Here is a 17,068-nt window from a genome sequence, read left to right on the forward strand (position 1 = left end):
CGTCCCTTCACGGCCAGACCCCTTTGCCACTTGACCCCGGTTCCCCTAGATCGAAAGACTGAGCACACGGTTAAGGCGTTGAACGAAGGCCGCAGGATCCTGCAACGGCACTCCTTCCATCAACAAAGCCTGGTCAAAAAGCATCCAGGCCGCATCCTGAGTCACGGCATCGTCAGAACGTGAGAGCAGCTTCTTGACGATCTCGTGGTCGGGATTGATCTCAAGCGTGGGCTTGGGTGCAGGAATATCCTTCTGTCCCATCGCACGCAGCATTTGCTGCATCTGCAGGGAAGGCTCCTCTTCGTCGGAGACGATGCAGGAGGGACTGTCTGCCAGTCGGACGGAGGCTCTCACATCCTTCACGCGGTCTCCCAGCGTGGCCTTGAGCTTGTCGAGCAGAGGCTTCAGTGCCTCGGCATTGTCCGGCTCTGCCTCATCCTTCAAGTCATCGCTGGTAGAAGCCTTATTGACGGCCTTGAGCTCGAGGTCCCCATACTTGTCGATACCCGAGAAGACGATCTCGTCGATGTCATCATCAAGAATGAGAACCTCGATATCCTTCTTCTTATAGATCTCGAGCAGAGGCGACGTCCGGAGTAACGATTCGCTTCCGCCAGTGATGTAGTAGAGGCTCTTCTGGTCTTCCTTCATGCGCGATTTCACATCGGCCAGGCCGGTAAGGCCATCCACCTTCGTGGACTTAAAGCGCACCAGATCGAGGAGCGATTCACGGTTCGCATAGTCGCCGTACAGGCCCTCCTTGAGCGGACGGTTGTACTCGGTGATGAACTCCAGGTACTTTTCCGGTTGATGGGTTGCGATGTTCTTCAACTCGGAGAGAATCTTCTTGACGCTGGCGGTGCGAATGCTGGTCAGCACGCGATTCTGCTGCAGTATCTCGCGGCTCACGTTGAGCGGAAGGTCTTCGCTGTCAATAATGCCGCGAATAAAGCGCAAGTACTGTGGCAGAAGCTCCTTGGAGTCATCCATGATGAACACGCGCTTCACATAGAGCTTCACGCCCACCTTGTATTCAGCCTGGTAAAGGTCAAGCGGAGCTTTGGCAGGCACGTAGAACAGCGTGGTGTAGTCCAGCGTCCCCTCAGCCTTGGTGTGGAACCAGAACAACGGATCCCGTGAATCGCCAGAGATGGATTTGTACAGCTCTTTGTAATCCTCTTCCGTGAGTTCACTCTTAGGGCGGCGCCAGAGGGCACTGGCAGCGTTGACCTGTTCGGTGGTGCGGACCTTATCCGACTTCTTCTCGGCTTCATTCCACTCGCTCTTGTCGTAGGTGAGGAAGATCGGGAAGGCGATGTGGTTGGAGTACTTCTTCACCACCTCCTGCAAGCGCCAGCTGTTGGCGTACTGTTTGCCTTCCTCATTGAAGTGAAGCAGGATGGTGGTGCCGGCGACGTCGCGCTCCGCGGGCTCGATCTCGAAGCCGCTCTTGCCATCGCTCACCCAGCGCCAGGCCTTGTCTTCACCAGCCTTGCGGGAGACGACCTCGATGCGGTCTGCAACCATGAAGGCGCTATAGAAGCCGACGCCGAACTGGCCAATGAGGTTCGAATCCCTTTTAGCGTCTCCGGAGAGCTGTGAGAGGAAGTTCTTCGTTCCGGAGCGTGCGATGGTGCCCAGATGCGAGACCAGGTCCTCTTCGTTCATACCGATGCCTGTGTCGGCGATCGTGAGGGTGCTCTTCTCCTCGTCGAGCTCCAGGTCGATGCGAGGATTGAAGGGCAGCGCTTTGTAGGCCTCGTCCGTAAGCGTGAGGTGGCGCAGCTTATCGAGCGCGTCGGAGGAGTTCGAGATGAGTTCGCGCAGGAAGATCTCTGGGTGCGAGTAAAGAGAGTGGATGATCAGTTGTAGGAGTTGACTGACTTCGGTCTGAAATTCACGTTTCGACATAGTCCCATTATAAAAAGAACGGATAGGCAAAGCTTGGGGGCTAACCTTCGTTCCAGGCTTTTGTTTTGAAGGGGCGGGGCTTCAGCCCCGCCGTTAGGGCATCCCATAAAAGCGGCTTTAGCCGCGGAGGGAGCAATGCCTGGCAACAGCATTGACGCCATGGGAACCCCCGTGTTCCGATCAACGCAGTGAGTCGAAAGCCAGCACTTCCGGTGGATGCGATTCTGCCGGAGATTCTTTCGTCCCTGCAGCACACGCCCAACCTCGTCATCGAAGCGCCACCGGGAGCCGGCAAGACCACGCGCGTTCCTCCAGCCCTTCTCGGTCTTGTCAGCGGTGAAATCATCGTGCTCGAACCCCGCAGGATCGCGGCTCGCATGGCTGCCCGCAGGGTCGCGCAGGAGCTTGGCGAAGATGTCGGAGAAACAGTTGGCTACCAGGTCCGTTTCGAGGAGAAAATCAGCTCGCGCACGCGACTGCGGTTTGTCACGGAGGGCATTCTCGCTCGCCGGCTCCTGACCGATCCAGTCCTCAAGGGGATCGACGCCATTGTCCTCGACGAGTTCCACGAACGCCACCTCGATAGCGATCTTGCTCTGGCACTCCTGAAGCGCCTTCAGATCACGCGACCGGAGATACGCATCATCGTGATGTCGGCCACACTCGATGCCGCGCCGATAGCCCGATACCTTGGCGACTGCCCCATCCTTCGGTCTGAGGGAAGGCTGTTTCCGTTGTCGATCAGGCATCTGCTGCACTCATCCGAACCACTGCCTGTTCAGGTGAGGAAGGCCGTAGAGCTGCTCCATAGAGAGCAACACTCCGGCAATATCCTCACCTTCCTGCCAGGAACCGCAGAGATCCGTCGAGCCATGCGCGAGTGCGAAACCATCGCTCGCCAAGCGGGTCTGGTGGTACTGCCCCTGCATGGTGATCTTTCCCCCGCGGAGCAGGACCGCGCTGTACTGCCGTCTGCGGAGAGAAAGCTTATCCTCGCGACCAACGTTGCGGAAAGCTCCGTGACCGTCGAAGGAGTTACTGCGGTCATCGACAGTGGTGTGGCACGCTTCGCCACCTACTCCCCGTGGACCGGACTGCCGACGTTGCAGGTAGGCCGTGTCAGCAAGGCCTCCGCAACCCAACGCGCTGGAAGAGCCGGCCGCACCGGCCCTGGCCAGGTGGTGCGTCTCTATCCGGAGGAAGACTACAGACTGCGCCCGGAGCACGACACTCCCGAGATCGCCCGCACTGATCTCTCTCAGCTTTTGCTCAGCCTTCGCGCGATGAAGGTAGCTGACCTTGATTGGCTGGATGCTCCACCGGCAGAGGCCGTGCAGAGCGCTGAGTCGCTGCTCGACCGCCTTGGAGCCATTGGTGCAATGGCGCAGCGCCTTGCCCGTTTTCCGTTGCCTCCGCGGCTATCCCGCATCCTGATCGAAGCGCTAGACCGAGGCGTCGGAGAGGATGGCTGCCGTGCAACGGCGATGCTTGGACTGGGAGCCCGCAGTGAGAAGAACGATCTGCTTACTGCCTTGGACCTGCCGCAGGACCATCGTTTGCGGCAGCACACGGAACAACTGCTCAGGATGGCTCGACCGCCAAAACAGACTCGTCATGATGACGAAGCATTGCTGCTCTCGGTGCTGACTGGTTTTCCCGATCGTGTAGCCCGGCGGCGAACTGGCAATCAGGTGCTGCTATCGACAGGCATCTCGGCCGAGGTCGCAGGCGAGCCGCCACCCTATGAATTCATGCTCGCAGTCGATGCGGAGGACCGTCAGGAGAATCCCTTGCCGCTCATCCGCATGACCGCCAGAATCGAGCCGGAGTGGCTGCTCGATCTCTTCTCAGACCGTGTTGAAGAGAGATCAACTGTGTCCTGGAATCGCACCACAGAGCGGGTCGAGAAAGTAAGCGCTCTGCTCTATGACAAGCTGGTCATAGAGGAGTCGCGAGGAGCCGCCCCGGGTCCCGAAGCCGCCGACCTGCTCGCGCGTAAAGCACTCGAAGCAGGCATAGATCGCTTTGTAGAAAAGGAAGCGCTGGAGCACTTCCAGGCTCGATTGAGCTTCGCGGGATTCGAGCCACCGGACATCCCCCAGGCGCTGCGCGACCTGTGTATGGGGCTCCAAAGCTTCGCCGAACTCAAGGAGGCAGCCGAGAGCCTCATGCCCCTCCTTGAGGGGAAGTTGAACGCCAGGCTCCTCAACGAAGTAGCGCCTCTCAGCATTCGTCTCAAAAATGGACGGCAGACGAAGATTCACTATGAGCAGGAAAGGCCACCATGGATCTCATCCCGCCTCCAGGACTTCTTCGGGATGCAGGACACTCCCCGTATCGGGCCGGATAAGACACCGCTCGTCGTTCACCTCCTGGCGCCAAACCATCGCGCGGTACAGACGACCACCGACCTTGCCGGATTCTGGGAGCGCCTCTACCCGCAGGTTCGACGAGAACTGATGCGCCGCTATCCCAGGCACGCATGGCCGGAGCAGCCGCATCTTCAACAAGAGACGATCAGGAAGTAGAGTCACAAGCGTTTGCTGCTGCCGTAGACGTTGGCGCACATATTTTCTTAGGACGTGGGGAAGAAACCTTCTCACGCGCGCATACTTTTCTAGGAGGGCGAATGTCCAGAATAGAAGTTGGGCGCGATGAGACGGTAGATCCCCTCCTGCAAGGTGCGCTTGCAAGGGGAACGAGATGAGCTCCCGCATCTCACGGCTCGACCTCGGCATAATCCCGTCACATGCGGGGGAAGTCCTCGATGTCGGCGTCAACAGCCTGCCCGTAGCCCCGACGGCAGCGGGATCGTCGCTTCTCGGTCATCTTCGATACAAGCTTCTGTCGGATGAACGTCTAGCCAGATGTCTCCAGGCTGGAGAGTCCGATGCGCTCACTACGCTGTTTGAACGGCATAGCCCACTCCTGTTTGCGATCGCAAGGCGAGTTCTCCGTAACGACGCCGAAGCGGAAGATGCCGTTCAGCAAATATTCATCGATGTCTTTCGCTCCATCGAACAGTTTGATCCCGGTAAGGGAGAGTTCAAGACCTGGTTACTGATGTTTGCCTATCACCGGAGTTTTGATCGCCGTCGCCACCTCTCCGCGACTGGATTTTTCTCCACTGATCCCCTGGAAGAGAGCTTTATCGATAGCCTTTCTGAGTCCTTACGCTCAACGGCCTATCCCTCCATAGAGGCGGGCATCTTGATCCGCGAGGTGTTGGGCCAAATCGAACTTCGCCAGCGGCGCACCATCGAACTGGTGTATTACGAAGGCCTGACCGCCGAGGAAGTTGCCTCTCGTACTGGAGAAACCGTGCGCGTCGTCCGCCACAACCTGTATCGCGGCCTGGAGAAGCTTAGAAAAGCTCTATTCAAAGATCGCAGTGCCGAAACGCCTGCCCCCAGGTCGAAGGGAGGGCAACGATGAGACACGATCACATCCCCTTCGACACGATGTGTGCATTAGCTGCGGGCGATCACCTGACTCACGAGCAGCATGCCGATCTTCGAGCCCACTGTGCTATCTGTGATGCCTGCAGTCAGCGGCTTCTCGAAATGAAGAAAATCGGTGCAGAACTATTTTTGGTACACGCACTCCAGGAATCGGATCAGCGACTTCCAAAAGGAATGCACGACCGTTTCCTCATGCGTGCCAACCGCGAAGGAATCCCGCTAAAGCCTCGTGCGGAAAAGCTCAATCCCTTCTATATGTCGTTGTTGTCTGCCGTTGCTCTCCTGGTTATAACGATCACCGTCGTATCTTCGTGGCACAATTTTCATTCGACTAGGACCTTCCTGTCTAACTCAACCCAGGTATCTGGGCCGAAAGATATCGTCGATCGCGAAGTGAGCCTCTCGCAGGCAAAACCAGCACTTCTACAAACGCATGGGACACTGTCCGCGACCATCGACCATCAGCAACTCAAGACGCGCCGCAGTCACGATGAGAGTGACGATGCTTTTGCGAGGACGCCTTCTCCGCAGCCTCATGAGAATACTGCTGCAACGAGGACACCACGCGTAACTCTGGTGATGTATACGCCGCAGCCCAGGATACCCAATGACTCAATCCCGACGACAACGCTGCCTATAAGTGAGCTCCCGCTGACGCGAACGTATAGAAATCTCTATCCTGCTCTTTCACCGGTTAGCGGGAAGAAAATAGTAGAAACCTGGATTCAGCGAGACGCAAACGTATTCGCGCATACCTTTCTCCTCAATGAGGAAAAGTCTCTCCTGGGTAGCCTCAGCGAGGTTCGACAATCGCCTGTCCAGGATGCCTCTATCCCGAATGGAACTTTCAACTTCAAGCTCATCCAATCTGATTTCCGTATCCCTTAAGTAGTTCACCCACCCCAATCTTCTCTATCGAAAGAGGTCGCAATGAAGCGGTCACTGGCAGTCGTGCGTTCGTTTTTCCTTCTAGGCTTTTCTGTGGGTGCCTTTGCCCAGGCATCCACCAACGAAGTTCATCCCGAGCACCTTGTAACAGTCAGCTTCAACACTGCCGTTCTGCAGACGACCGAAGCGCAGCGCGAGTTTGCGGCACTGCAGACCAGGTATGCACCGCGTCAGGCTCAACTCCAGGCGCTGAATGATGAGGTCGAATCCTTACGGAAACAACTGAGCGGTGGAGGCAACAAACTGACCGATGCAGAGAAAGAGTTGCATGAAAAATCACTCGACGGCAAAGAGAAACAGCTGCAGCGCCAGGCCGAAGACTTCCGCAATGACTCGCAAGCTGACTCCCAGCAGGTGTACCAGCGAATCGCGCAGAAGGTGTATGCCTTTCTGCAGGCGTACTCGCAACGCAACGGTTTTTCAATAGTGATTGAGCGAGGTTCTGACACGTCCCCGGTAGTTTGGTATATGGCAAAGAATATGGACGTCACGGACGAATTGATTAAGGCCTATAACGCCGAGGGCGAAACAACACCACACAGCAACACCAATAAGATCTCTCCCACCCGGAACCCTCCGCAATCGCTCCCGTCAGCACCTGCACCACACTAGAAGGTTCAGCTGAGACCGCAGATTACGGCCGCGGCAACGCCAGTGCGCTTTCAATCGCTCGTTGCGCTATCGGCTCCATGATGGCGTAACCCGCATCGTTGGGGTGTACGGCTTTGTCGAAGGCGAGATCCGGTCGAATGCCGCCTTGATCGTCTACCATCGCGGAGTAGTAGTCGGCATACACCAGGTGCTCCGCGCGTGCGTACTCCTTGATCCACGAATTCAATTGGCGGACGGTCTCTCCAGGATGAGCACCCGGCCGCCACGGAAACCAGGAGGCAGGGACTGGGGCGGTGAGCACAACCCGGATGTGGGCCGCTTTCGCCAGCGTCACCATCGAGCGATAGTTGTCTGTGATGGTCTCCAGTGGCTCCGGACCGGTATTGCCTGCAATATCGTTGACGCCACCCGCGATGACCACGACCGTGGGCTTCAAACGCAGCACGTCTTGCTGAAATCGTGCCAGCATTTGAGGCGTAGTCTGCCCGCTGATGCCGCGATTCACATAAGGCTTACCGGGAAAAAACTTGCCGCGGCCTTTGCCCCAGATCTCTGTGATCGAATCACCCATAAAGACCACACGCTTCTCGCCGGGCGCAGGATCACCGAGTTTGACGTTCTCATCGCGGTAGTGAGCAAGATCTGGCCAGTCGGCAAGTTTCTTTTGCATACTCGCGATCTGTTGAGGCGTGAGCGTCGAGATGGGCACTGTGAGTTCCTGCGCAACGATGGGTGCCGAGGCAGGAGCAGCCTGCTGACCGTGCAGGGACGTACTGAGCAGAAGCAGCGAGACGAAAACGAATTTCATGGAGCATCCTGTTAGATAGACTTCACAGTTAGCGTGAGCAGCTTTTCTTAACCATTCTCATATATTGTCATCTCGACCGTAGCATGATGGTTTTATCGTCATGCGCAGTGGAGAGACCTGCAGGTTGCAGAGCGTGATGCAAATGTTTGTGGCGCGCTTTGCGTCAAGACCTGCACGTTGCAGAGCGCGATGCAAATGTTTGTAGCGCGCTTTGCGTCAAGACCTGCAGCTTATTTGCAAAGGCGATAGAGTGTGCTGGAACAAACAACCCTGCAGGTCTCTCCACTGCGCTCGCTTTTTACGTACCTGAGCTCTATACCGAGATCAGCCTCGAACTCTTATCGGGCTGCAGCATCTTCTCTTTCAGTTTCCTCACACAGTCCGAAAAGTGCTCAAGGCTCTCCGGCGAGATGCTGCCCGTCTGTGGCTTAACTCGGATGCTATTGCGCAGCGCCGCATGCACCTCCTGGACTCCCGCACGGTCAACCACCTGTCGCACAGTCGCGCTGCTGATCCCGCCGCACAGCAGCAATCCGATCTGATCGCCTGCTTCATCCAGCAGATCATGCACTACTGGAGCACCCAGCACGGCAGACGACTTTCCCCCGGAAGTCAGAATGCGGGTTGCGCCTGTTTGCTTTACGTCGCGCAAAGCCGCTCTCAAATCAAGCGCTGCATCGAATGCCCGATGAAACGTTACCTCCATGGGACCGGCACACTCCACAAGTTCGCGTGTCCTTTCGATATCGATGGTTCGATCTTCGTGAAGAATTCCCAGCACCACCAGGTTCATGCCAATAGAACGGGCATACAGCACGTCCTGGCGCATCACTTCGAACTCTTCCGGTGTCGCAGTGAACGCTCCAGTGCGCGACCGCACCAGCATGGCGATAGGTAGATCGATGGAATGCCTCGCAGCTGCAGCGAGACCCGCACTCGGAGTAATGCCGCCATCGTGCAAGGGTCCGCAGAGCTCGATCCGATCGGCGCCCCCTCGCGCAGCCGCTAGTGCAAGCCCCAGCGAATCCACGCATATCTCCAATGTCAGGTTCTGCCCCATTCACTTTCTCCCTCTCGGCCCCGAACTTCACGCCACGTACTTCGTTTCAATGACAGCTGCTTCAGGCGTTCTCCCGAAAGCGCCGAATCACAAGCCTATGACGGTCAGACCGGTAAAACCCTGAGACATATATCAGCGGCCTCTTTTGCGTCGAGTAAATCACCTGGCGAATCCTTAGCACTGGACTTCGCCTGGGAATGCCAAGCAGTTCAGCGGTCTTCGCATCCGCGGCCATCGCATCGACCTCTTCATCGGCATGCCCCAGGGATATGTTGTACTTCTGCTCCAAAATCTTGAACAACGACTCGCGCGACAAGGGAGCGGAGAGCAGCTTCGGAAAATCGGTTGCCGACAGATAGCAGGTCTCCAGCGAAAAAGGTTCGTCCGCCGAGTGCCGCAGGCGCACCAGCTTGATAATGCCACTATCCAGTGGTAGTGCCAGTTTGGTGGCGATCTCCTGCTCGTCATAGACGATGCGCGCCAGCAATACCTTGGATTTGGCGGTGAGTCCTTGTCCGGCAAGCTGCTCGGTTGTACTCATAAGCTTGTTAATCTGAATACGTGGCGAGCTGACAAATGTTCCCACACCACGTCTGCGCTCTACCAATCCGCACCGTTCCAGCGAAGCGAGAGCATGACGCGCTGTCATTAAACTCACCCGGTGGATCTTCGCGAGCTCGCGTTCGGAGTCAACGGCCTCACCTGGCACCAGCTTTCCCGCATCGATCCGCCTCTGTAGGGAGTCGTGGATCTGTTGGTACGCGGGCACGCTATTGCGGTCTTTCTGCGCCAACCCAAATCTCCAAATGAATCTCAGCGTCAGCGTACCGCGCCGAATGTATCTCGTCCGGCTGCGACAACCCCAGCCAACTGTCCACTATATAGCAGTCAACCGCGGTGGGCCAATCGAGTTTCATGTTGATCGAACAGAATGGAAAGGATGCTATTCAACAAACGCTATATAGCACTGAACAATCCTGCCGCAGGCAATGCGTTCTGTTTTCGTAGCCCCTTGGAATCGTCATGCTGAGCCGGCGTTCGACTGCCTTGTTATACTGGAGATGAGTCGGCTTTCTGTCGCCGGCCGTAAGCGTTTACGTCAATCAACGCGCTAACCACTCTGCTCTGTTCTGGCTCTGCCAGTACAGATGCGGGCTTGTGGCGGGCGCTTGTTTGGCGATCCGTCACCTGTATATCGGTCGCGGAGATCAAAATGCCTACTGCTGTAATCGCGTCGTTGCGACGCACTTTCACTCCCCTCGCACTTCCCAACCTCAGACTTTTCCTGACAGGCCAGTCGATCTCGCTGATAGGAACCTGGCTTCAATCCACGGCGCAGGCTCTGCTCGTGTTTCAGCTCTCGCATGGCAAAGCGCAGCCTTTGGGAATCGCCGCTGCCTGCACGGCCTTACCTATCCTGGTGTTTGGCCCGGTCGTCGGTTCCTGGGCCGACCGCATCCCACGAAAACCTCTCCTGATTGCCACCCAGGCAATAGAGCTCCTGCTTGCGGCTGCACTGGCGTATCTCGTCCATTCCGGTAAGGCGACGCTCGGCGCTGTCTACCTTCTGGCGTTCCTGCTTGGTTGTGTCGAGTCCATCTTCTTTCCGGCGGCTCAGCGTTTTCTCAAAGACCTTGCCGGACACGAGCACGTCCGAGTCGCGGTGGGTCTGAACTCAACCATCATTAATGTCGCTCGCTTTGCAGGACCTACGCTGGCAGGATGGCTCATCGGCCAGTGGGGCATGACGTTCGCATTTGCTATCAACAGCCTTTCGTTTCTGGCGGTGATTGCATCTCTGTTCGCTGTCCGCGAATCCCGTAGTTCCTCGCCGGCCACACCACAAGCCGGGTGGGGCTTTGCGAGGTCCAGTCGATTGCTGATGGCAGACATGCGTCTTATCGGAATCTTCATCACAATCGCTTTGATGAACATCTTCGGACAGTCCTGTTATGCCCTGGCTCCGGCGTTGGAACATGGGGATGCTAGGGCCACGGGTCTACTGCTCGGAGCTGCAGGCCTCGGCTCACTCGTTAGTGCGCTCTTTATCATCCCATTCCTGCACGACCATCGACGTCCTGGCATTTTGCTTTCTCTGGCAATCTCCTGGATGGGACTTTGGCTCGGCTTCACAGCGATGTTGCCGACGTTGACCTTTCAATTGGCGGCTATGTTTGCACTTGGTCTCTCTACGACGGTCATCTTTGTCACCACGCTGGGCCTGCTTCAGACGATCCCACCGACGGAAGCGCACGGTTCTCTGTTTGGAATGTTCGCGGCGATATTCAATGGGACCCAGCCGCTGGCTGCACTGCTGTTGGGGACTTTGGCTGATCATGGCTCGGTTGCTCGGACAATCGAGAGATCCGCATCGCTGGAGGTGGCAGGTGGATTAATCCTGTTGACGATTCCTGCCTGGAGACATTGGAGACTGCACACGGAAGGAGACTAGAGCATCTTCCCTCTAGGTGTAGACCGAAACTGGCGGCATCGATATCAACATCAACGGAAACGATGCCGCCCATAACCCACGCAACATTCAACCGAACGCCAGCCGCTTTCTTCTTCGACTAGTTAAAGTTGCCAGGGAAGGGGATTCGTCCACCCACACTTGCCAGTGCGACTCCCACTTCGCGCACGAAGATCAATTGATCGGGGCGAACGTGACGCCCTGTCCATTCATCCATAATCGCTGGCGACTGCCGCAGACGTTGGTCCGAATTCCTGTCATCCTCACGGTGCTCGACCTTCAACTCGACGCTGTTATTGTCAGGATCCTGGTAATAGAGGACAGTCTTTTCAATAGCATCGGTACATAGAGTCGGCAGAACTCCCTGCTCCTTCAGCCGCGTGTAGGTATCCAGCAATTCCTCAAGATTCACGTATATAAAGACGAAGTGCTGCGGCTGCTGATGCCGCACTTCCTCTATATCTTCATCTTCGTGGTCCGGATCGGCTGCGGCATCGGACAGTTCGAGGAGGACGATGCGGTGGTCCGTCTTATCGTTGGTGAGCCACGCCGCTTTGAGAAGCTGCTCGTCGCTTTGATCGCCGTCCACAGAGTCTGTGCGATGGACCAGGCTCATGCCCAGCACATTGCAGTACCAGGGCAACACATCATCGATGCTCTTCGTGATCAGGATATGGTGCGGCAACCGCGGGCGAATGGTCGTCAGGTTGTTTCCAGTCATCATCTCTCCTCAAGTACCGCGATCCTCGCCAGCTGGCCTTTTCGCAGTCTCGTTATACGATTGCATACGAACCGGTATGGATTCAATTTTAAAAAGAACCCAGACTTTCTTTGTGATTGAGCACTTTGTCTCGAACTTGCCCTGAAGGAGTGCCTGATCGTCCCCGGCATCACGCCCCTCTGCATATTGGACACATGGTAGGCATTTGAGGATGTACGCGATAAGATGAGGGGCGGATGAAATCACCCAACGTACAACTCCCACCCAAAAACAAGCATCAGGCCAGGACCGAGGCAACGCGCCGGGACCTCCTCGACGCCGCGGAGAAGATCTTTGCGCGCGACGGGTATGAGCGTACCCAGATCGAGACGATCGCCGCAGAGGTTGGCCGTACCAAGGGTGCTGTATACGCGCACTTTAAGGGAAAAGAAGACCTCTTCCTGGCATTATTTGAGCGGAAAGTTCTGAGCCAGATTGCAACTGTTCAAAGCTGGCCCGAAGGAATGTCCTTCGAGGACCGCATTCGCGCTGGAAGAAAGCTCTTCACCGCCTCGTTGGACGAGGAGGGCTGGCCTATCCTCCTCCTCGAGTTCAAGCTCTTCGCTCTTCGCAACACCGGCTCCGTTCAACGGATACAGGATCTGTACCATCGCCTCTATGCCGGTATCGGCCAGGCGCTGCCGTCGAAGAACAAACGCTCGAAAACAGAACAAAAGAGAGACCTTATCTCATTGGCGGTGCTGCGAGGCATTCCCAGTTCGATTGCCCTGGAACGGCACTTCGATCCCAGTCTGCAATCGTCCAGTGCGACAAAGGCCGCCCTGGAAAGCGTTTTCGACGCTCTGGCTCCGCGAAATGCAGATGATTGCTTCCACCAAACCTGAGGTCCGCGAGCTCTCTCTGAAGAGCAGCGATCGCCGTCTACTTCGCGACATCGCGGTCATAGATGATCTCTCCGCCAAGCAAAGTCAGATCCACCTTGACCGCATCGATCTCCGTGGGATCGATCTCAAAGATATCTCTGGAGAGAACGATCAGGTCCGCCAACTGTCCTGCCCGGACGGACCCTTTGATCCTCTCTTCGCCTTCGGCATACGCGGCGTTGACTGTGTATGCCTGTACGGCCTGTGCGACCGTAACCTTCTCCTGCGGCATCCACCCCTTCGGATTCTTCCCGTCAATCGTGCGGCGAGTCACCGCAGCGTATATCCCGATGAGGGGAGAGAGCGGAGCAACAGGCCAATCCGATCCAAACGCAACGACCGCACCGGAGTCCATCAACGAGCGAAAGGCGTAGGTCGTTTGAATGCGCTTTGGCCCAATCCGTTTCTCGGCCCAACGGCCGTCGTCGATGGCATGGAACGGCTGAACCGAGGCAATCACATGCAGCTTCGCGAAACGGGGAATGTCCTCAGGCAGCAGCGTCTGCGCATGCTCGATGCGGTCGCGCCGGTCGCGGGGGCCGTCCTCCTTCTCGAGACGTTCGTAGAAATCAAGGATGGCGTGATTTCCCCGATCTCCAATCGCATGTGTGATCAGCTGCAGTCCAGCCTGGTCAGCCTGCTTGAACGCGGCATACATCTCCTCAGGATGCTGCATGGTGTCGCTGGCGATCCCGTAGTTAGAGGGATTGTCCGTATAGGGCGCCGTAAACCATGCGGTCGAGGCACCAAGCCCGCCGTCGGCAAAGCTCTTCAGGCAGCCTATGTGGAAGAATTCATTGCCAAAGCCTGCCTCAATGCCGAGCTCTTCCATCTGCTTGCCGTAGCCAACTCCGAAGCACTCAGCCACCCTCACCTTCAGCTTGCCTTGCCGCGCGAGGGACTGTAGCGCCTGTAGCTTCAGCGGTCCCATGGAATCCGTAGCGCTGATGGCCATGTCCTGAATGCTGGTGACGCCATTCTCCGCAGCCACCTTCTGGGTGGCGAGAAAGTACCTTTCAAAGTCCTGTTCTGTCTCGGCGGGGATGACAGATTCGATGAGAGACTTCGCTGCATCTTTGAAGATGCCGGTCGGGTTTCCATCAGCGTCCCGCAGGATCACGCCGCCCGGAACATCTTTGGTATTGCGATCGACACCGGCCAGCTTCATCGCATAGGCATTCGCCAGAATCATGTGCAGGTCCGTGCGTGCGACTGCAACAGGATTGTCGGGAGTTACATCATCGATCAGTTGGTGAGTAGGCAGAGCAATGGGCGTCCATCTCTGCTCGTCCCATAGTCCATTGAGTATCCAGGATCCCTTCGGCGCAGTCTTCGCAAACTCCGCGATGCGCTGCCGAAACTCTGCCACGCTCCTGGCGTCTGTGAGATGGACTCCGAGGATATTGGCGCCGCCCAGCGGCACATGAACGTGTGCATCGTTAAATCCAGCGAGAACCAGCCGGCCATGGAGTTGGATAATCTTTGCCGCTGGCCCCGCTAGTTTGAGCATCGCCTCGGAACCGCCCACTGCCAGTATGCGATCTCCCTGAATCGCAACCGCCTCAGCCTGCGGCTGCGACGCCACTCCGGTCCAAACCTTGCCTCCCATCAGAACCAGATCGGCACTACTTTGAGCCCGCATCCTCGGAGCTACAAGGAAGAGAAAGGCCAACGGCAAAGCTGCGATCTTGCGAAAACCCATAGTGTCCCCCAACCGTTTCTATTGCCACGACATAAGAGGTTGTCAGTTCTCAGTTGTCAGTTCATCGTTGTCTTCAACTGAGAACTGACAACCGAGAACGGACAACTCACCCGACACCGAATCATGTGGCCCCGCACTACTCTCGCCCCTCGTTATACCGATACACCATCGATCCCAAAGCCATGTCGCCAGGACTCTCCGACTTCAACAGCCGCTCAGCAACAGCCATCGCATCGCGTTTGGGCTCGTCCTGTCCAAGCTTGAACTTAGCTTCGAGCCGTTCAATGTGCAACTCAAAACCGAGAATGGCAGGCAGCCTGCGCAAGATGTCTGCTGGAGGAATCTCCTGCGTGCTCCATCCCTGCGGAATATTCTTCTCGCTGCGCTGGGTAAGATTTTCGACGGCCTCATGCAGCTGGTCCTGATCCTGAAAGACCAGCGACCCATAACAATGAACCGCGCTGTAGTAAACCGTAGGCGGCATATCGCGGCTAGGGTACCAACTGGCAGTGATGTAGCGGCTGGGGCCATGGAAGACGGCCAGCGCGGGTTCTTGTAGATCCTTGAGCGCCGCAGCATGCGCGTTGGCCCGCGAGAGATGGCTGGTCAATACGCCCTTCGCTCCGCGCGCCGCATCCAGCACAAAGGGAAGATTCGTCACATCTGGACCATTCTCACCATTCGAGACCAGAAGGCCCCACGGGTTCTGCTGGATGATATCGAATACATCTTGCTGGGACTGAGGCATCCAGCTGGGTCGTACAAACATGAGGCCACCACGGATTGATAAGGTTCTCAAATTCTGATCGAGATCGTGGAACCAGTAAAGAGCCAGAAATCACCGACCGCATGAGGCCAGATGGTGCAAAGAAGTGGTGTCGTTGTTCTTGCTTTTCTAGTTGTCATTCCGAGCGCAGTGAGGAACCTGCTTTCTCCCGTTTTTGCTCAATTTGGCTTTGCCCCGGAACCTGCGGGATACATCTGCTGTGGCAAGGACCGGAAGGGCCCGGTTTCAACCGGGCCGTAAAAGCCGGGCGAAAAGCCCACACTGCGCTGCCGCAGGCCGGAGTGAAGGCGCAGCCGCAACGACTGAATTGCTTTCCTCCGTGCAACCGAAGATGCACGGCAAACGACTGCCCTCAGCTTTTATCCAGCCCCAGCCTCAGCATCTTCTCAACCCCGCGCCGAATCTGTGCCGGCGTAAACGCCGTAAACCCGAACACAAGCCCCCGATCTGCATGAACGTGGGCATAGTGCGAAAGCGCCGGCACATCAAGCCCACCTGCTCGAAGCTTCTCCGACCAGGCCCTGTCATCGTACCCAGCGGGCAGAAATCCCGTCAGATTCATCCCTCCATCCCGATAGCGAAAGTCCAGCGGAAGACTGCACCGTTGCATCGCCTCGAGAAACGTCTGCTGCCGCTCGGCATAGTTCTTCCGGCAGCGCCGTATATGGGAGTAGAAAGCGCCGCTATCCAGAAACTCCGCCAGCGTGGCCTGATCGATCATGGGCCCGTGGTCCTCGGCGGTGCTCTTCAGCTCCGTAAAAGGTTCCACCAGCGATTTTGGAAGTACGGCATACCCCAGCCGCAGGGAAGGGAAGAGCAGCTTGCTGAACGTGCCGACATAGATCACTCGATTGCCGGAGTCGAGACTCTGCAGGCTTGGCATCGGCGGCGCGATATAGCGAAACTCTGAGTCGTAGTCATCTTCGACGATCCATGCGTTGGTACTGATGGCGTCCTTGACCAGGGCTAGGCGGCGCACCAGCGAGAGCGAGGGCCCCGTCGGAAACTGGCGCGAGGGCGTGACATACACAATCGAGGCGGGCTCGGACTCGAGCGACGGAATCTGCACGCCCTGTTGATCGATCGGGAGGTACCGAATGTTGGCTCCCACCGACTTCCAGGCGCGAACAGCACCCACATAGCCGGGATCTTCCATGAACACCGTGTCGTTTTGCTGGAGCAGCAGATTCGCAAGCAGGTAGAGCGCCTGCTGCGACCCGGAGGTGATGGCAATCTGCCACCACTCGCAAACCACTCCACGGCTGTCGCGGAGGTAAGCAGCAAGGTTCTCTCGCAGCGGCTTGAAACCCAGCACGGCCTCTGAGTTGTAATGCAGCAGACTCCGGTTGGTGCTTCGCAGCGCCCTCCCTCTGAGCCTGTTCCATATAGCCAGGGGGAAGAGCTGGACATCGGGCTGGCACGGACGAAAGGGCTTTGGCCCATCGGAGTAGCTGGCCGTAGGCACACGGACATCGGCATGGATCTCCCGCTGCTTCTCGGAACGCTGCGCCGCGGAGCGCAGCTCGGGAGCCGTATCGGAGACGAAGACGCGAGACCGTACGTGACTGTTGAGGTAGCCTTCGCTGACAAGGCGTTCATAGGCATAGACCACCGTATTGCGGGAAACTTTGAGCTCGGCGGCAAGCTCCCGGGTCGAGGGCAGAG

Annotated in this window: 14 protein-coding genes; 6 read left to right on the forward strand and 8 right to left on the reverse strand. The window is 57.1% G+C overall.

Annotation, left to right across the window (positions count from 1 at the left end):
• Positions 1-45 precede the first annotated feature (45 nt).
• A complete protein-coding gene (gene htpG / locus GSQ91_RS13050) occupies positions 46-1,911 on the reverse strand; it encodes a molecular chaperone HtpG (protein WP_158822032.1) in 1,866 nt (621 codons plus the stop codon).
• Between the two features lie 188 nt (positions 1,912-2,099).
• Between htpG and hrpB the strand changes: the two genes are divergently transcribed.
• The 4 genes from hrpB (at position 2,100) to GSQ91_RS13070 (ending at position 6,932) form a co-directional block, all read left to right on the forward strand.
• Entirely contained in the window at positions 2,100-4,439 is a 2,340-nt protein-coding gene (gene hrpB, locus GSQ91_RS13055) for an ATP-dependent helicase HrpB (RefSeq protein ID WP_371417108.1), read from the forward strand.
• 175 nt (positions 4,440-4,614) lie between these two features.
• The gene (locus GSQ91_RS13060; RefSeq protein WP_158822034.1) at positions 4,615-5,346 is read left to right on the forward strand and encodes an RNA polymerase sigma factor; all 732 of its coding nucleotides are present in this window, start codon (positions 4,615-4,617) and stop codon (positions 5,344-5,346) included.
• Positions 5,343-6,260 (forward strand): hypothetical protein, encoded by a 918-nt coding sequence (locus GSQ91_RS13065; protein ID WP_158822036.1) that lies wholly within the window; start codon positions 5,343-5,345, stop codon positions 6,258-6,260. Before GSQ91_RS13060 ends, GSQ91_RS13065 begins: the two co-directional genes overlap by 4 nt.
• Positions 6,261-6,302: 42 nt before the next feature.
• Positions 6,303-6,932, forward strand: a complete 630-nt coding sequence (locus GSQ91_RS13070; RefSeq protein ID WP_158822038.1) for an OmpH family outer membrane protein — start codon at positions 6,303-6,305, stop codon at positions 6,930-6,932.
• Positions 6,933-6,954: 22 nt separating this feature from the next.
• On the opposite strand, the gene GSQ91_RS13075 is transcribed toward GSQ91_RS13070, so the two are convergent.
• From GSQ91_RS13075 to GSQ91_RS13085, 3 genes are all read right to left on the reverse strand, one after another.
• Positions 6,955-7,740: an SGNH/GDSL hydrolase family protein gene (locus tag GSQ91_RS13075; protein ID WP_158822040.1), complete on the reverse strand. Its 786-nt coding sequence runs from the start codon at positions 7,738-7,740 to the stop codon at positions 6,955-6,957.
• Between the two features lie 313 nt (positions 7,741-8,053).
• The gene (locus tag GSQ91_RS13080; RefSeq protein WP_158822041.1) at positions 8,054-8,800 is read right to left on the reverse strand and encodes a copper homeostasis protein CutC; all 747 of its coding nucleotides are present in this window, start codon (positions 8,798-8,800) and stop codon (positions 8,054-8,056) included.
• Between the two features lie 61 nt (positions 8,801-8,861).
• The gene (locus GSQ91_RS13085; protein WP_158822043.1) at positions 8,862-9,593 is read right to left on the reverse strand and encodes a GntR family transcriptional regulator; all 732 of its coding nucleotides are present in this window, start codon (positions 9,591-9,593) and stop codon (positions 8,862-8,864) included.
• A gap of 420 nt (positions 9,594-10,013) precedes the next feature.
• Here GSQ91_RS13085 and GSQ91_RS13090 point away from each other — a divergent pair, with 420 nt between their 5' ends.
• Positions 10,014-11,252: an MFS transporter gene (locus GSQ91_RS13090; RefSeq protein WP_158822045.1), complete on the forward strand. Its 1,239-nt coding sequence runs from the start codon at positions 10,014-10,016 to the stop codon at positions 11,250-11,252.
• A 118-nt stretch (positions 11,253-11,370) separates the two neighbouring features.
• Here the strand turns inward: GSQ91_RS13090 and GSQ91_RS13095 are convergent, their stop codons facing one another.
• Positions 11,371-11,994: a VOC family protein gene (locus GSQ91_RS13095; RefSeq protein WP_158822047.1), complete on the reverse strand. Its 624-nt coding sequence runs from the start codon at positions 11,992-11,994 to the stop codon at positions 11,371-11,373.
• A 233-nt stretch (positions 11,995-12,227) separates the two neighbouring features.
• Here GSQ91_RS13095 and GSQ91_RS13100 point away from each other — a divergent pair, with 233 nt between their 5' ends.
• Positions 12,228-12,875 carry a TetR/AcrR family transcriptional regulator gene (locus GSQ91_RS13100; protein WP_158822049.1) on the forward strand — a complete coding sequence of 216 codons (648 nt, stop codon included), beginning with the start codon at positions 12,228-12,230 and terminating at the stop codon, positions 12,873-12,875.
• Between the two features lie 37 nt (positions 12,876-12,912).
• Here GSQ91_RS13100 and GSQ91_RS13105 read toward each other — a convergent pair whose 3' ends face one another.
• From GSQ91_RS13105 to GSQ91_RS13115, 3 genes are all read right to left on the reverse strand, one after another.
• The gene (locus GSQ91_RS13105; protein WP_254064552.1) at positions 12,913-14,616 is read right to left on the reverse strand and encodes an amidohydrolase; all 1,704 of its coding nucleotides are present in this window, start codon (positions 14,614-14,616) and stop codon (positions 12,913-12,915) included.
• A gap of 136 nt (positions 14,617-14,752) precedes the next feature.
• Entirely contained in the window at positions 14,753-15,385 is a 633-nt protein-coding gene (locus GSQ91_RS13110) for an FMN-binding negative transcriptional regulator (protein ID WP_158822051.1), read from the reverse strand.
• A 370-nt stretch (positions 15,386-15,755) separates the two neighbouring features.
• A partial coding sequence (locus GSQ91_RS13115; RefSeq protein ID WP_158822053.1) for a PLP-dependent aminotransferase family protein occupies positions 15,756-17,068 on the reverse strand: 1,313 nt, incomplete at its 5' end.

The sequence above is a fragment of the Granulicella sp. S156 genome (assembly GCF_009766105.1).
Taxonomy (GTDB): Bacteria; Acidobacteriota; Terriglobia; order Terriglobales; family Acidobacteriaceae; genus Granulicella.

Excerpts from the sequence above, each read along its gene's own strand:
- GSQ91_RS13080 (WP_158822041.1), bottom strand. The coding sequence starts at position 8,800 with ATGGGGCAGAACCTGACATTGGAGATATGCGTGGATTCGCTGGGGCTT.
- GSQ91_RS13070 (WP_158822038.1), top strand. The coding sequence starts at position 6,303 with ATGAAGCGGTCACTGGCAGTCGTGCGTTCGTTTTTCCTTCTAGGCTTT.
- GSQ91_RS13065 (WP_158822036.1), top strand. The coding sequence starts at position 5,343 with ATGAGACACGATCACATCCCCTTCGACACGATGTGTGCATTAGCTGCG.
- GSQ91_RS13095 (WP_158822047.1), bottom strand. The coding sequence starts at position 11,994 with ATGATGACTGGAAACAACCTGACGACCATTCGCCCGCGGTTGCCGCAC.
- GSQ91_RS13100 (WP_158822049.1), top strand. The coding sequence starts at position 12,228 with ATGAAATCACCCAACGTACAACTCCCACCCAAAAACAAGCATCAGGCC.
- GSQ91_RS13075 (WP_158822040.1), bottom strand. The coding sequence starts at position 7,740 with ATGAAATTCGTTTTCGTCTCGCTGCTTCTGCTCAGTACGTCCCTGCAC.
- htpG (WP_158822032.1), bottom strand. The coding sequence starts at position 1,911 with ATGTCGAAACGTGAATTTCAGACCGAAGTCAGTCAACTCCTACAACTG.
- GSQ91_RS13090 (WP_158822045.1), top strand. The coding sequence starts at position 10,014 with ATGCCTACTGCTGTAATCGCGTCGTTGCGACGCACTTTCACTCCCCTC.
- GSQ91_RS13060 (WP_158822034.1), top strand. The coding sequence starts at position 4,615 with ATGAGCTCCCGCATCTCACGGCTCGACCTCGGCATAATCCCGTCACAT.
- GSQ91_RS13110 (WP_158822051.1), bottom strand. The coding sequence starts at position 15,385 with ATGTTTGTACGACCCAGCTGGATGCCTCAGTCCCAGCAAGATGTATTC.
- GSQ91_RS13105 (WP_254064552.1), bottom strand. The coding sequence starts at position 14,616 with ATGGGTTTTCGCAAGATCGCAGCTTTGCCGTTGGCCTTTCTCTTCCTT.